Origin of the sequence: Nocardioides sp. URHA0020 (assembly GCF_000620705.1) — a bacterium.
In the GTDB taxonomy this organism is placed as follows: Bacteria; Actinomycetota; Actinomycetes; order Propionibacteriales; family Nocardioidaceae; genus Nocardioides.
Genome location: NZ_KK211170.1, coordinates 262,871 through 277,186 on the forward strand (window position 1 = coordinate 262,871; position 14,316 = coordinate 277,186).

13 protein-coding genes are annotated in these 14,316 nt (G+C 72.3%); 4 read left to right on the top strand and 9 right to left on the bottom strand.

What is annotated here, in order from left to right:
* Window positions 1–3 precede the first annotated feature (3 nt).
* Both N542_RS0118615 and N542_RS0118620 read right to left on the bottom strand, forming a co-directional pair.
* Window positions 4–3,882 (bottom strand): Pls/PosA family non-ribosomal peptide synthetase, encoded by a 3,879-nt coding sequence (locus N542_RS0118615; RefSeq protein ID WP_051552034.1) that lies wholly within the window; start codon window positions 3,880–3,882, stop codon window positions 4–6.
* A gap of 61 nt (window positions 3,883–3,943) precedes the next feature.
* Window positions 3,944–5,086 (bottom strand): phosphotransferase, encoded by a 1,143-nt coding sequence (locus tag N542_RS0118620; protein ID WP_028645222.1) that lies wholly within the window; start codon window positions 5,084–5,086, stop codon window positions 3,944–3,946.
* 53 nt (window positions 5,087–5,139) lie between these two features.
* On the opposite strand from N542_RS0118620, the gene N542_RS0118625 reads away from it, so the two are divergent.
* Window positions 5,140–6,513 carry a cation:dicarboxylate symporter family transporter gene (locus tag N542_RS0118625; protein ID WP_051552035.1) on the top strand — a complete coding sequence of 458 codons (1,374 nt, stop codon included), beginning with the start codon at window positions 5,140–5,142 and terminating at the stop codon, window positions 6,511–6,513.
* Between the two features lie 7 nt (window positions 6,514–6,520).
* Here N542_RS0118625 and N542_RS0118630 read toward each other — a convergent pair whose 3' ends face one another.
* Window positions 6,521–8,164 carry an acyl-CoA dehydrogenase family protein gene (locus N542_RS0118630; RefSeq protein WP_028645224.1) on the bottom strand — a complete coding sequence of 548 codons (1,644 nt, stop codon included), beginning with the start codon at window positions 8,162–8,164 and terminating at the stop codon, window positions 6,521–6,523.
* Between the two features lie 17 nt (window positions 8,165–8,181).
* On the opposite strand from N542_RS0118630, the gene N542_RS0118635 reads away from it, so the two are divergent.
* On the top strand, window positions 8,182–9,165 hold the full coding sequence (locus N542_RS0118635) for a YihY/virulence factor BrkB family protein (RefSeq protein WP_028645225.1): 984 nt from the start codon (window positions 8,182–8,184) through the stop codon (window positions 9,163–9,165).
* A gap of 10 nt (window positions 9,166–9,175) precedes the next feature.
* Window positions 9,176–10,285 (top strand): potassium channel family protein, encoded by a 1,110-nt coding sequence (locus N542_RS0118640; RefSeq protein ID WP_051552037.1) that lies wholly within the window; start codon window positions 9,176–9,178, stop codon window positions 10,283–10,285.
* A 156-nt stretch (window positions 10,286–10,441) separates the two neighbouring features.
* Here N542_RS0118640 and N542_RS0118645 read toward each other — a convergent pair whose 3' ends face one another.
* The 3 genes from N542_RS0118645 to N542_RS27660 form a co-directional block, all read right to left on the bottom strand.
* Window positions 10,442–10,780 (bottom strand): STAS domain-containing protein, encoded by a 339-nt coding sequence (locus N542_RS0118645; RefSeq protein ID WP_028645227.1) that lies wholly within the window; start codon window positions 10,778–10,780, stop codon window positions 10,442–10,444.
* Window positions 10,781–10,918: 138 nt separating this feature from the next.
* The gene (locus N542_RS27655) at window positions 10,919–11,047 is read right to left on the bottom strand and encodes an LPXTG cell wall anchor domain-containing protein (protein ID WP_155993211.1); all 129 of its coding nucleotides are present in this window, start codon (window positions 11,045–11,047) and stop codon (window positions 10,919–10,921) included.
* 4 nt (window positions 11,048–11,051) lie between these two features.
* A complete protein-coding gene (locus N542_RS27660; protein WP_155993213.1) occupies window positions 11,052–11,252 on the bottom strand; it encodes a hypothetical protein in 201 nt (66 codons plus the stop codon).
* 58 nt (window positions 11,253–11,310) lie between these two features.
* Between N542_RS27660 and corA the strand changes: the two genes are divergently transcribed.
* Window positions 11,311–12,462, top strand: a complete 1,152-nt coding sequence (gene corA, locus N542_RS25600; protein WP_051552041.1) for a magnesium/cobalt transporter CorA — start codon at window positions 11,311–11,313, stop codon at window positions 12,460–12,462.
* An 11-nt stretch (window positions 12,463–12,473) separates the two neighbouring features.
* Here the strand turns inward: corA and N542_RS0118665 are convergent, their stop codons facing one another.
* From N542_RS0118665 to N542_RS25605, 3 genes are read right to left on the bottom strand one after another with little or no spacing between them, the layout of a single operon-like run.
* Window positions 12,474–12,779 (bottom strand): DUF3349 domain-containing protein, encoded by a 306-nt coding sequence (locus N542_RS0118665; protein WP_036508727.1) that lies wholly within the window; start codon window positions 12,777–12,779, stop codon window positions 12,474–12,476.
* A gap of 1 nt (window position 12,780) precedes the next feature.
* Window positions 12,781–13,086, bottom strand: coding sequence for a hypothetical protein (locus N542_RS0118670; RefSeq protein WP_051552043.1), 306 nt, complete (start codon window positions 13,084–13,086; stop codon window positions 12,781–12,783).
* Window positions 13,083–14,303, bottom strand: coding sequence for an inorganic phosphate transporter (locus N542_RS25605; protein WP_036508730.1), 1,221 nt, complete (start codon window positions 14,301–14,303; stop codon window positions 13,083–13,085). The genes N542_RS0118670 and N542_RS25605 overlap by 4 nt, the downstream gene beginning before the upstream one ends.
* Window positions 14,304–14,316 lie beyond the last annotated feature (13 nt).

Here is a 14,316-nt window from a genome sequence, read left to right on the forward strand (position 1 = left end):
CATTCAACTCTCCGGGCCCTCCCACGGTCCGACCGGGTTCCCGATCCACCGCGTGCGGCTGGGGACGCTCTCGCCCCGCATGACGAGCGAGGCCGGCCCCACGGTGGCGTGCCGCCCGATCGTCGCGGCGGGGAGGATGACGCTGTTGGGTCCCAGGGTCGCGCCGGCCTTCAGCACGACCGCGTCCATGGCGAGCACGCGGTCGTGGAAGAGGTGCGTCTGCACGACGCAGCCGTGGTTGACGGTGCTGCCGTCGCGCAGCTCGACCAGGTCGGTCTCGGGCAGCCAGTAGGTGTCGCACCAGACACCGGTGCCGATGGTGGCGCCGAGCAGGCGCAGCCAGACGTTGAGCGCCACGGTGCCCTGGGTGACCGCGGCGAACCACGGCGCGGCCAGGACCTCGGTGAAGGTGTCCGCGAGCTCGTTGCGCCACACGAAGCCGCTCCACAGCGGGTGCTCCGACGGGCGGTGCCGTCCGACGATCGTCCACTTGGCCGCGGCCGTCACCAGGGCGGCGACGACGCCGCCGAGGAGGAGCACCGGCCCGCCGAGCACGATCGCGAGCCACGGCTCGGCGGCGAGCAGGGCGAGGAGTGCGACGGCGACACCGGCGCCGAGCAGCACGGCCAGCAGGACCGGTACGACGCGCGCGGCCTCGACCAGTCCGCGGTAGGTGCGCAGGCGTAGCGGCGGCGCGTAGGTGCGGCTGTCGTCCGCTGTTCCGACGGCCCGGCGCAGCCTGGTGGGCGGGCTGCCCAGCCACGACGTGCCCGGCTTCGCCACGGACCGGCGGGGCGCGGCGGACAGCACGGCGACCAGCGAGGACTTGGGCACCTTGCGGCCCGCGGCGGCCATGCCGGAGTTGCCGATGAACGCACGCTTGCCGATCTTGACGTCCTCGACGCGCACCCAGCCGCCACCCAGCTCGTAGCAGCCCAGGAGGGTGTCGTCGGCCAGGAACGCGTAGTCGTTGACGCTCGCGAACTTGGGCAGCAGCAGCACCGTCGAGGCCTCGACGCCGGTGCCGATGCGCGCGCCGAGCAGACGCAGCCAGGTGGGCGTCAGCGTGCTGGAGTAGAGCGGGAAGAGCCAGGTGCGCGCGTCGTCGAGCACCCGGAGGGTGCCCCAGATGCAGATGCCCGCCCCGGAGCGCACCGGATGGACGCCGGCGCTCATCCCGAGGGACAGTGCCCGGACCAGGGCGAGGATCAGCAGCGCGAGCACGGCGTACCCGACCAGGGCCGCCAGCGGCAGCCAGGGGAGCGCGGCGACGAGGGCCCCGCCGATCGAGTCCGCGTCGCGGACCGGGCCGAGGACGACCAGCAGCCCGGACAGCACGCCAAGGCCGGGGAGGGCGGCGATGGTGACCGCCATCGCGGCGTACCCCACCAGCCAGGGACGTCCCGGCGGCGGCGCCTGCTCGTGCCACGGTCCGCGGGCGTGGGTCGCCTGGCGCTCGGCGGGCGAGCCGGACCAGTACTCGGCGGCCGGGACCTCCCCGACGACGAGCGAGCCGGGGGCGATCTCGGCGTTGGCCCGGACGACGGCCCCCGGCGCGAGCGTGCTGCGGGCGCCGACGCGCGCGCCGCGGCCGACCCGGATCTCACCGAGGTGGAAGACGTCGCCGTCGATCCAGTGCCCGGTCAGGTCGACCTCGGGCTCGATCGCGGCGCCCTCGCCCACGCGCAGGAAGCCGGTGACCGGCGGCAGCGCGTGCAGGTCGGCGCCGCGACCGACGCGAGCGCCCAGCAGCCGCGCGTACGCCGTGAAGAACGGTGCTCCGGCGACGCCCGCCGCCGCGAGCTCCTCCTGGATGCGGCCCGCGAGCCAGACCCGCAGGTGCACCTTGCCGCCGCGCGGGTAGGCGCCGGGCTCGATGCCGCGCAGCGTCAGCCGGGCGAGACCGGCCGCGAGGGCCATCCGTCCCGGCGGGGTGAGGAGCAGCGCCGTGGTGAGGACCAGCACCCAGACGGGGTACGACGGCAGGTAGTCGATCCGGTGCGCCGCGACGGACGAGCCCAGCGCGAGCCAGCTCAGCCAGCGCGCGGCGGCCAGTGCCCGAAGGCCGACCAGGGCGCCGAGCTGGCCCGCCTGCGTCTTGCGCGGGATCGGGAAGACCGACCGGTCGTTGCGCGCGGAGGTGGCGACCAGCTCCTCCAGGGCCGCCGAGAGCGGACCGACCCGGGGATGGGCGTAGAGGTCACCGACGGCAACCTCGGGGAAGCGCTCCCGGAGCCGCCCGACGACCTGCGCGGCGGTCAGCGAGCCGCCCCCGAAGTCGAAGAAGTCGTCGCGCACCGACGTCACCTCGGCGCCGAGGACATCGGCCCAGATCTCGGCGATCCAGGCCTGGGTGTCGGTGAGCCCGCTCGTCGCGCCGGCCGTGCCGGCTCCGGGCAGCGGCCACGGCAGCGCGTCACGGTCGACCTTGCCCGAGGTGCGCGTCGGGAGGCTGTCGACCACGGCGAGGCGTGGGACCAGGGCGGCCGGCATCCGCGCCCGCAGCAGCTCGAGGGCCGCGGCGTCGTCGTACGCCGCGTCGACGGTGAGGTAGCCGACCAGCAGCTGGTTGCCGGACCTGGTCGAGCGGACGGCGGCGGCCGCGGAGACGACGCCCGGCAGCCGGAGCAGCTGGCCGTCGATCTCGCCGAGCTCGATGCGCCGGCCGCCCAGCTTGATCTGGTCGTCGGCGCGGCCGCCGAAGACGAGCCCGGCGGGGTCGTTGCGCACCACGTCTCCGGAGCGGTAGGCCCGATCCCAGCCGAGGGTCGGCATCGGGGCGTACTTCTCGGCGTCCTTGACGGGGTCGAGGTAGCGGGCCAGCCCGACGCCGCCGATGATCAGCTCGCCCGTCTCCCCGGCGGCGACCGGGCGTCCCTCCGCGTCGACGACCGCGAGGTCCCAGCCGTCCAGCGGGAGACCGATCCGGACCGGGTCGGTGCCGTCGAGGATCGTCCCGCAGGCGACGACCGTGGCCTCGGTCGGGCCGTAGGTGTTCCACACCTCGCGCCCGGGCGCCTGCAGGCGGGCCGCGAGCTCGGCCGGGCAGGCCTCGCCGCCCATGATCAGCAGCCGCACGGTGGCCAGCGAGGCGGCCGGCCACAGCGCGACCAGGGTCGGCACCGTCGAGACCACGGTGATGTCGTTGGCGACCAGCCAGGGGCCGACGTCGACGCCCGAGCGCACCAGGGAGCGCGGCGCCGGGACCAGGCAGGCGCCGTACGCCCAGGCGAGCCACATCTCCTCACAGCTCGCGTCGAAGGCCACGGACAGCCCGGCCATCACACGGTCGCCCGGACCGATGGGAGCGTCCTGCAGGTACCACCGGGACTCGGCGTCGACGAAGGCGGCCGCGTTGCGGTGGGTGACGGCGACGCCCTTCGGGGTGCCGGTCGAGCCGGAGGTGAAGATGATCCACGCGTCGTCGGTGAGGTCGGGCAGGTAGTCGGCCGGGTCGTCGGCGGCTGGTGCGGACGCCGTACGACGTCGCGCGATCGCCAGGTCGTTGCCGATGACGGCCGCGACGGCGGCCTCGTCGAAGACGGTCCGCGCGCGCTCGTCGGGGTCGTCGGCGTCGACGGGGACGTACGCCGCGCCGGTGAGGAGCGTCGCGACGATGGCGACGTAGAGGTCAGTGGTGCCGGACTTGACCCGGATCCCGACCCGGTCGCCGCGGCGTACGCCCGCCTCCCGGAGCCGCCCGCCGAGCTCGCCGGCCGCCTCCTCGAGCTCGAGGTAGGTGAGCTGGTCGACGCCGCTGTCGAGCGCGACCGCGTCGGGGTGCTCCTCGATCGTCGCGGCCAGGACGTCGGCGAGCGTCCGCGGCTCGGGCGCGCGGCCGGAGGCGAGCAGCTCGGGCAGCAGCGTGGGGGACCCGGTCACATCGGCGGATTGTGGCGGGTCGGGATGAACAGCAGGCGTCGAGGTCTCCCTGGTGGGACGGTCACCCGGTCTCCGCGAGGAGGTCGAGGCTGTAGCGCGCCAGCGCGGCACGGTCGTCGGCGACGTCTCGCAGCGCATCGGTCACCGGCGCGCCGAGCAGCTCCCACGGGACGGACGAGAGCCCGGTGAAGAGGAGCAGCTGCACCGCGTGAGCCCGGCGCACGACCGCGGTCGGCACGTCACAGCCCTCGGCGCGGAGCCCGGCGACGTACGACGTCAGCAGCCGGTCGTCCAGCGCGCCGAGCCCGCCGAGGTCGGCCGCGCGTCGGCGTCCGGTCTGCACGTCGCCGACCAGGAGCTGGGCCAGGTCGAAGCCGATCGGCAGCGGGTTCCAGAAGTTGAAGTCGATCAGCACGAAGCCCGGGCGGCCCCCGACGGCCAGCAGGTTGTTGGGGCAGGCGTCGCCGTGGCCGGTCAGCACCGGCGCGGCCATGAGCTCCGCGCCGAGCCGCTCCAGCCGCTCCGCGGCCGCGCACAGTCGCTGCCGCAGGTCCGGCTCGAAGGCGGCCGCGACCAGGGGGTGCTGCCACAGGCCGTCGTCGTGGAGCATCGGCACGACCTGCACGGCGAGCCGGCCTCGGAGGTACATCCCGATGTCCCACTCCAGGCCGCCGACCGCGGCGAGCGGCGCCACGGCGCGGCTCGCGGCGAGCCGGCCCATCAGGTGGGCGGCCCGCTCGTACCGGTCGGCGTCCCAGGTCGCGGGCACCACCTCGAGGTCCTCGAGCCAGACCGCCGCGGACTTCTCGTCGAGGTCGTAGACGCCGAGCGCCCTGGGCATCCCGAGCCCGTCGGGCAGGCGCCGGGCCAGGTCGGAGCGGTAGACCTCGGCCTCGGTGCGCCACGGCACCATGCGGGCCGCCTCCTCGCGCAGGGCGGGCGGGACGTCGGCGAAGAAGGGCGAGCGCGACCACTCCTGGACCTGCTTGACGAAGAGCGAGAACGGCCGGTCCTGTCCCTCGGCGCGCGCCGTCCCGTGGACCCGGTGGCGTCCCGCGGTCGTGATGGACGCGAGGTCGTAGTCGACCTCGTCGACGCGTACGCCGGACAACGACGTCACGTCGAGTCCGAGCAGCGCGGCCACCATCGCCCGCAGCACCTCGTCGGAGACGTCCGCGGCACCGAGCAGGCGCCGGTCACCCATGCCTCCGGAGCGTACGACGGTTTGCCGTTCAACGGGTCGGGTACGCGTGATGCATGCCACACATCGAGGCCGATCAGACGCCGCCCACGGCGCCCAAGAAGGACAAGACCCGCTACCTCTACCTGGCCGTGATCGTCGCCGTGGCGCTCGGCATCCTGGTGGGCTTCCTCTTCCCCGACTTCGCGGTCAAGCTGGCGCCGCTGGGGACCGGGTTCGTCGCCCTGGTGAAGATGATGATCCAGCCGGTCATCTTCTGCACGATCGTGATCGGCGTCGGATCGGTCGCGAGCGCCGCACGGGTCGGGAAGGTCGGCGGTCTCGCGCTCGGCTACTTCCTGACCATGTCGACCTTCGCGCTCGCGATCGGGCTCGTGGTGGGCAACCTGATCAAGCCGGGTGCGGGCCTCCAAGTGACCGAGGCGCTCTCGTCCGCGGGCCAGGAGCAGGCGGCAGCGGGGCACGGCAGCACCACCGAGTTCGCGCTCGGGATCATCCCGACCTCGCTCTTCTCCGCGCTCACCTCGGGCGATGTGCTCCAGGCGCTCTTCGTCGCGCTGCTGGTCGGCTTCGCGCTGCAGGGCATGGGCCGCGCCGGCAAGCCGATCCTGCACGTCGTCGAGCACCTCCAGCGGCTCGTCTTCCGGATCCTCGCGATGATCATGTGGGCCGCCCCGGTCGGTGCGTTCGGTGCGATGGCGGCCGTGGTGGGCGCGACCGGCGTCGATGCCCTCAAGAGCCTCGCCCTGCTGATGGTCGCGTTCTACATCACCTGCGCGATCTTCGTCTTCTTCGTCCTCGGCACGGTGCTCAGGCTGGCCGCGGGGGTCAGCGTCTTCAGCCTGCTGAAGTACCTCGCCCGCGAGTTCCTGCTGATCGTCTCGACCTCGTCCTCGGAGACCGCCCTGCCGCGGCTGATCGCGAAGATGGAGCACGCCGGGGTGGACAAGACGACGGTCGGCGTCGTCGTGCCGACGGGCTACTCCTTCAACCTCGATGGCACCGCGATCTACCTGACGATGGCGACGCTCTTCATCGCGGAGGCGATGGGCGACCCGCTCTCGATCGGCGAGCAGATCTCGCTGCTGGCCTTCATGATCATCGCGTCCAAGGGTGCGGCCGGTGTCTCGGGCGCCGGCATGGCGACCCTCGCCGGCGGGCTCAGCTCGCACCGCCCCGAGCTCGTCGACGGCGTCGGCCTGATCGTGGGCATCGACCGCTTCATGTCCGAGGCCCGCGCACTGACCAACTTCGCCGGCAACGCCATCGCGACCGTGCTGATCGGGCACTGGACCGGCGGCCTCGACCGGGACCGCCTCGACCAGGTGCTGGCCGGCGAGCGGCCGTTCGACGAGGCGACCATGGTCGACTACGGCGACGACGACCTCGAGCGGGAGTCCGAGGAACGGGCGACTGCCGCGTCGGTCTGAGCGAAGCTCAGACGACCGGCGTCGCGCGCTCCACGATCGCGCGCAGGTCGCCGCCGTCGAGGGTCCCGAAGACGCCGTCGTACGACGAGCCGAGGCGTGAGGCGCAGAAGACGTCGGCCACCTCCGGGGGAGCGAAGCGCACCAGGAGCGAGCCCTGCAGGCAGAGCGCCATCCGTACGGCCAGCCGCCGCGCGTTGACCTCCATCGAGTCCGGGTCGCCCATGAGGGAGTCGAGCAGGGCGAGGGTGTCCTGGATCGCGCGGTCGAGGCGAGCGTCGCCGCCCCGCGCCCGGCCGACCTCGGTGATCCAGGCGTCCAGCACCTCCGGCTCGCGGCCCAGCGCGCGCAGCACGTCGAGCGCGTTGACGTTGCCGGAGCCCTCCCACACGGAGTTGAGCGGCGCCTCGCGGTAGAGCAGCGGCAGGCCGGACTCCTCGACGTACCCGTTGCCGCCCAGGCACTCGAGCGCCTCGGCGACCGCGGCCGGCGTGCGCTTGCAGACCCAGAACTTCGACAACGGCAGCGCGATCCGGCGCAGCGCCGCCTCGTGCGGGTCGTTGCGGTCGTCGACGGCGGACGCGAGCCGGATCGACAGCGCCGTCGCGGCCTCGGCCTCGACCGCGAGATCGGCCAGCACGTTCTGCATCAGCGGCTTGTCGATCAGCAGCGAGCCGAAGGCCGAGCGGTGCGCCGCGTGCCACGCCGCCTCGTTGACCGCGCGCCGGATCAGCGACGTCGAGCCGAGCACGCAGTCGAGCCGCGTCGCCGCGACCATCTCGATGATCGTGCGCACCCCGCGGCCCTCGTCGCCCAGACGCTGCGCCAGGGTGCCCTCGAGCTCCAGCTCCGAGGACGCGTTGGACCGGTTGCCCAGCTTGTCCTTAAGGCGTACGACGTCCAGCCGGTTGCGGGTCCCGTCCGGCAGCACGCGCGGCACGACGAAGCACGTCACCCCGCCGGCGGCCTGGGCGAGCACCAGGAAGACGTCGTTCATCGGCGCCGAGGTGAACCACTTGTGCCCGTGCAGCGTGTACTCGCCGTCGACCGCCGTGGGGCGCGCCTCCGTGACGTTGGCCCGGACGTCCGAGCCGCCCTGCTTCTCCGTCATCCCCATCCCGGCGAGCGCGCCCCGCTTGGTCGACGCCGCCCGCAGGCCGGGGTCGTAGGACGTCGAGGCGAGCAGCGGCGTCCACTCCTTCGCGAGCGCGTCGTCGGCCCGCAGGGCGGGCACCGCGGCGTACGTCATGGAGATCGGGCAGCCGTGGCCCGGCTCGGTGTGCGACCAGGCCATGAAGCCGGCCGCGCGGCGGACGTGGGCGTACGGCGAGTCCGACTCCCACGGCGTCGCGGCCAGGCCGTGACCGACCGCCCGCTCCATCAGCCAGTGCCACGACGGGTGGAAGGCCACCTCGTCGATCCGGTTGCCGTAGCGGTCGTACGGCGTCAACTGCGGGTGGTGCTCGTTGGCCAGCATCCCGTGCTCGCGGGCCTCGGCGGTGCCGGCGAGGGCGCCGATCGGGGCGAGGTCGTCGACGACCTCGGCGGCCGCGTGCCGGGTGACCGCGTCGACCAGGGCGGCGTCGCCCGTGACGATGTTGTGACCAACCAGGAGCGGGGCTTGGTTCGTGGCTACCCGGATGTCGGAACTCATGTGTCTACGGTAGATCCATGGGTGCGGTGGAGGGTGCGGAGAGTCCCGCCACCCCCACGACGCAAGCGTCGCTCGCCGCCTGGCTGAGGCGCACCCGTGACCTCGTCTGGCGCCTGGTCGTCGCCACCGTCGGCAGCTGCATGCGCTACCGGGTCACCGGCCTGGCGGCCGAGGCCGCCTTCTTCGCCGTGCTCTCCGTGCCGCCGCTGATCTTCGCGATGGCCGGCGCGATCGGCTTCGTCACCGACCAGTTCAGCCCGGCTCAGGTGGCCGACATCCGCCAGGCGGTCATCGACCTCTCCGAGCAGGCGCTGACCCAGAGCGCGGTCAACAAGATCATCGAGCCGACCATCGACGACGTCCTCGCGGGCGGCCGGTTCGACATCATCTCGCTCGGCTTCGTGCTGGCGCTGTGGTCCGGCTCGCGGGCCATGCACGTCTTCGTCGACACCATCACGATCATGCACGGGCTCGGCGGCCACCGCGGGATCGTGAAGACCCGGGCGCTCTCGTTCGGGCTGTACGTGCTGGCGATGGTGCTGGGAGTCTTCATGATCCCGCTGGTGGTCGCCGGACCGGGACTGGTCCAGGACTGGCTGCCCGAGCGCCTCGACCTCCTCAACGGCTTCTACTGGCCGTTCGTGGTGGTGATCAGCATCTGCTTCCTCGCGACGCTCTACCACGTGTCGGTCCCGGTGCGGACCAACTGGAGCTTCAACCTCCCGGGCGCGACGTTCGCGCTCACCGGCTGGGTGCTCGGCTCCTACCTGCTGCGCTGGTTCCTCACCGCCACGTCCGCGGACTCGCGCTCCATCTACGGCCCGCTCGCCGCACCGATCGCGGTCCTGCTCTGGCTCTACCTGGTCTCGATCGCGGTGCTGATCGGCGCGGCGGTCAACGCCGCCTTCGACACGGTCTTCCCGCAGTCCTCGACCATGATCGCCAGATCTGAGCTCGTCCAGCGGCTACGTCGCATCGGTTCGCGCCAGGAGACCGACTAGATTCACCCCCGTGGCGGACGACTCCAGCGAAATCGGGCAGGGCACGGGCCGCAGCGTCGGCCTGATCTCGCTCCCGGACCCGGTGCAGTCCCCGCTGTGGCAGCTGGGCAAGCGCCTGCTGCTGGCGCTGGCGATCCTCTTCGGCACCGTCCTGATCGTCTACCTCGACCGCGGGGCCTACCGCGACGGCAACGACCCGCCGGGCTACGGGGTCAACCTGGTCGACTCGATCTACTACACGACGGTCACCCTGAGCACGACCGGCTACGGCGACATCGCGCCGGTCGCGCCGCACGCCAGGCTGATCAACGCGTTCGTGATCACCCCGCTCCGCATCGCCTTCCTGGTGCTGTTGATCGGGACCACCCTCGAGGTGCTCGCCTCGCAGGGTCGCCGGATGTTTCGCATCGCCCGTTGGAGGAAGCGCATGGGAGCCCACGTGGTGGTGATCGGCTACGGCACCAAGGGCCGGGCCGCCGTCGACACGATCGTCAACAACGGGCTGACCCGGGAGTCGATCGTCGTGGTCGACCCGGGGGCCGAGGCTCTCCAGGAGGCGCACGCCGACGGGCTGGCGGTCGTCACCGGCGACGCGACGCGACGCGACGTGCTGCGGCGCGCCGGGGTGGGGGAGGCCGACCAGGTCATCATCACCACCAACCGCGACGACTCCAACGTGCTGGCCACGCTCACGGTGCGCCAGCTCAACCCCGAGGTCTGGATCGTCGCCGCCTGCCGCGAGCAGGAGAACGTCGCCCTGATGCGCCAGTCCGGTGCCAACTCCGTCATCACGTCCTCCGACGCGGTCGGCCGACTGCTCGGGCTCTCCTCGCTGTCGCCCACCCTCGGGCAGGTGATGGAGGACCTGCTGACGTACGGCGAGGGCCTCGAGGTCGCCGAGCGGGACCTGATCGTGTCCGAGGTGGGCAAGCAGCCGCAGCAGCTGCCCGACCAGGTGATCTCCGTCGTCCGCGACGAGAAGGTCTACCGCTACTTCGACCCGGTGGTCACCCAGCTCGCCCGCGGCGACCGGCTCATCGTCGTACGACCGGCGCGCGAGCTGCCGTGGGCGCCGCGCCCCGGCACCCACAACGAGGAGCTCGCGACCGACGACGACTGATCTCATCCGGTGGGGTGAGCCGCCGCCGGGTCGTCGGTTGCATCCTGGTCTGGCCCCGGCGGCTCACACGTCGGGTCTCGTTGCTCGGGGTGACGGGGACCGACTGGTGAGGCGCCGGGTGTCCAGCCGTGACATCAGCGGTGCCCTGAGCCGTCGTCAGGACCCTGCCGTGATGCTCCGGTCGTCGTCGGGCAGCCCGAAGACCCGGTCGAGGCGGATGATCGAGCACAGCCGCACGAACTGCGGGCTGGCCTCCACGAACTCCATCGTCCCGCCGTCGGCGGCGACGGAGGCGTGGGCACGGGCGAAGACCCCGAGGGCCGAGGCGTCGACGAACGACACGCCTGAGACGTCGATGACGATGCGGGAGCAGCCGCGGGCCACCGCCTCCCGCAGGCTGATGGCGACGTCGTTCGCGGAGAAGATGTCGAGGTCGCCCCTGGCGGCTACGGTGCCCGTCGGCGGATCGAGGGTGAGGTCGATCGAGAGGTCCATGCTGGGGTCCGGTCTGTCGGTGGAACGACCGGGTACAGAGGCGCCAGGTGCAGCGGATCGCGAGAAGTTCTCGGGTCTGCCTCTGTGATATCCCACGCCAGCCTCAACGCGGCACACCCCACGGGGTGACGGTGAGGGTCAACGACGTCTAGTCCAGTAGATCGCCAGCACGATCAGCACGATCCCGATGACCAGGACCCAGGTCTGCGCGTGGCTCAGCCCGACGAGGAAGTGCCCGCCACCGGGCGGCCGACGGATCGCCGTCATGGGCTCAGGCCGCGTCGTGCGCGAGCCCCGGCAGGACGTGATGGCGGACGTCGCAACCGTGCTCGCACGTCCCGTGGGTGGGCAGCCACACCGCCGCCTTCTCGGGACGAGCGGGATCGGCGAGACCCTCGTACGTCACGACCATGGAGCGTCGACCGCAGGCGGGGCATCGGGTGACCTCGCAGCCGAGGTGCTGGGCTTCCATACCGCCCGCCTACCCCTCGGGTCGACAGATGACACCTCGGCGGACCGATACTGGCTGCATGACGCCTCTGGGACGTGACGACCGTGACGGCTCCGGGCGTCGGCGCCGGCGCTACGCCTCCGGCCTCCTGGTGCTGCCGAGCGACCCCATCGACGCGCGCAACCCCGCGAGGCAGGCCGAGCACGAGCGCCGTAGCCTGATCGACAGCGCCGTGTACGTCGCCGGCGAGCGGGTCGGCGAGCCGGAGACCCTGGCCGAGACGTACGCCGAACTGTCCGCCCACGACGGCGCGGTCGCCTGGATCGGCCTCTACCGGCCCGACCGCCGCGAGCTCGCCTCGCTGGCCGACGAGTTCGGGCTGCACGACCTGGCGATCGAGGATGCCGTCCTCGCGCACCAGCGGCCCAAGCTGGAGCGCTACGGCGACACGCTCTTCGTCGTGCTGCGCGCCGCGCGCTACGTCGACTCCGAGGAGGCGGTGGAGTTCGGCGAGGTCCACCTCTTCGTCGGCCGCGACTTCGTGGTGACCGTGCGCCACAGCGAGGCGCCCGGTCTCGGCGCCGTACGCCGTCGGCTCGAGAGCGACAAGGAGCTGCTCGAGCTCGGGGCGGAGGCGATCCTCTACGCCATCCTCGACAGCGTCGTGGACGGCTACGGCCCGGTCGTGGCCGGCCTGGAGAACGACATCGACGAGATCGAGACCGAGATCTTCACCGGCGACCCCCGGGTGTCGCGGCGCATCTACGAGCTGACCCGCGAGGTCATCGAGTTCCAGCGCGCCACCCGCCCGCTGGTCGGCATGCTGCACGGCCTGACGGCCGGCTTCGAGAAGTACGGCACCGACGAGGAGCTCCAGCGCTACCTGCGCGACGTCGCCGACCACGTCACCCAGGTGATCGAGCAGGTCGACGGCTTCCGGCAGCTGCTCAGCGAGCTGCTGACCGTCAACGCGACCCTTGTGGCGCAGGCGCAGAACGAGGAGATGAAGAACCTCGCCCTGGCCAGCAACGTCCAGAACGACGAGGTGAAGCGGATCTCCGCGTGGGCGGCGATCTTCTTCGCACCCACCCTGATCGCCGCCGTCTACGGCATGAACTTCCAGCACATGCCCGAGCTGGGCTGGCAGCACGGGTACGCCTTCGCGCTGGCGCTGATGGTGGGCATCTGCGTCGCGCTCTACGTGGTCTTCCGCCGTCGCGACTGGCTCTGATCCTCGGCGGGTCAGGCCCCGTCGGGCCAGCCGTGCTGCTCGGTCAGGCGGGCCTCGACCCGTGCGATGTCCTCGGGGCTCGGCAGGGCGTCGGTGATCGTGGTGATGCGGACGGCGATGTCGGTGGGGTCCGCCCCCGCGGTCGCGGCGATCTGGCCGGCGACCTCCCGGACCTCCTCCTCGGACAGCCGCCGCCGCAGCAGTGCCAGCAGGGGGATGTAGTCCTTGGGGGGTACGCCGGCGGGGTAGCCCTCGCGCAGCCAGTCGAGGATGCCCCGCAGGCGTCCCGGCGTCGGAGCAGGCCGGTCGGAACCCATCTCACCCCTCCTTCGCCACGATGCTCGGGTAGCCGTGCTCGAAGGACACCGCCTTGCCGAAGCCGGCGGCGGCGATGATCGTGATCCCCAGGGCGACCCCGGCGAGCACGACCGCCAGGCACAGCCCGGCGACCGCCTTGCCGATCGGCTTGCCGGCCGCTCCGCTCACCTCTGCCGCTCCACCGGAGCCCCAGGCCAGCGACCTGATGCCGAGGGCGTAGACGAGGGGCAGGCCCGCCCCGAAGACCAGGCCCCCGAGCAGGACCCGCCAAGCGCCGTCGAAGGCGTACTGCAGGTTCTCGATCATGCCGCCGCTCCTTCCGTGGCCCGGGCGGCCTTCGGCGTGCCCGTCCACTCGTCGTTGACGTTGTCCGCCGACACCGGCTGGAGCGTCGAGCGGACGTAGAGGAAGCCGGACGTGGCGAGCAGGATCGCCACGACGGCCAGCGGTCCGGCGTACCCACCGAGGAGGTCGCCGACCCACCACATCGCGGCGCCGACCAGACCCGCCGCCGGCATCGTGAGCAGCCACGCGACCGCCATCCGTCCGGCGACGCCCCAGCGCACCTCGGCCCCGGGCCTGCCGACGCCGCTGCCGATGATCGAGCCGGTCACCACCTGGGTCGTCGAGAGCGCGAAGCCGAAGTGGCTGGAGACCAGGATGACCGCGGCCGACGAGCTCTCGGCGGCCATGCCCTGCGGGGAGCGGAGCTCGACCAGGCCCTTGCCGAGGGTGCGCATCACCCGCCACCCACCGACGTAGGTGCCACTGGCGATCGCCAGCGCGCAGCTGAGCTTGACCCAGAACGGCACGGAGCCGGTGTCGTCCCACTGCCCGCCGGCGATCAGCGCCAGCGTGATGACCCCCATGGTCTTCTGGGCGTCGTTGGTGCCGTGGGCGAGCGAGACCAGCGACGCGCTGCCCACCTGGCCCCAGCGGAAGCCGGTCTCGGTGAAGCGCTCGGCGACGCCGGCGACGACCCGGAAGATCAGCCAGGTGCCAACCGCCGCCACGACTCCCGCGATCACCGGCGAGGCGATCGCCGGGAGGACCACCTTGCCGATGACGCCGTCGAGCTTGCTGCCGTCGCCGTTCCAGTTGACCCCGCGCAGGCCCAGGCCGGCGATGGTGCTGCCGATCAGGCCACCGAAGAGGGCGTGGGAGGACGAGGACGGCAGGCCGATCACCCAGGTGCAGAGGTTCCAGACGATGCCGCCCACCAGCCCGGCGAGGATGATGAGCAGCAGGGCGTAGCCGTCGTCGGCGGTGAGGGCCGCCTGCGGAGCCCCGGAGGAGTCCTGGATCTTGATCACCGAGTTGGTGACGGTCAGGGCCACCTCGACGGAGAGGAAGGCCCCGACCAGGTTGAGGACGGCGGAGAGGGCGACCGCGATCTTGGGTCGCAGGGCACCGGTGGCGATCGAGGTGGCCATCGCGTTGCCGGTGTCGTGGAAGCCGTTCGTGAAGTCAAAGGCCAGCGCGGTCGCGATGACGAGGACGAGGATGAGGGTTGCGGCTGTCACGACCCCACCGTGT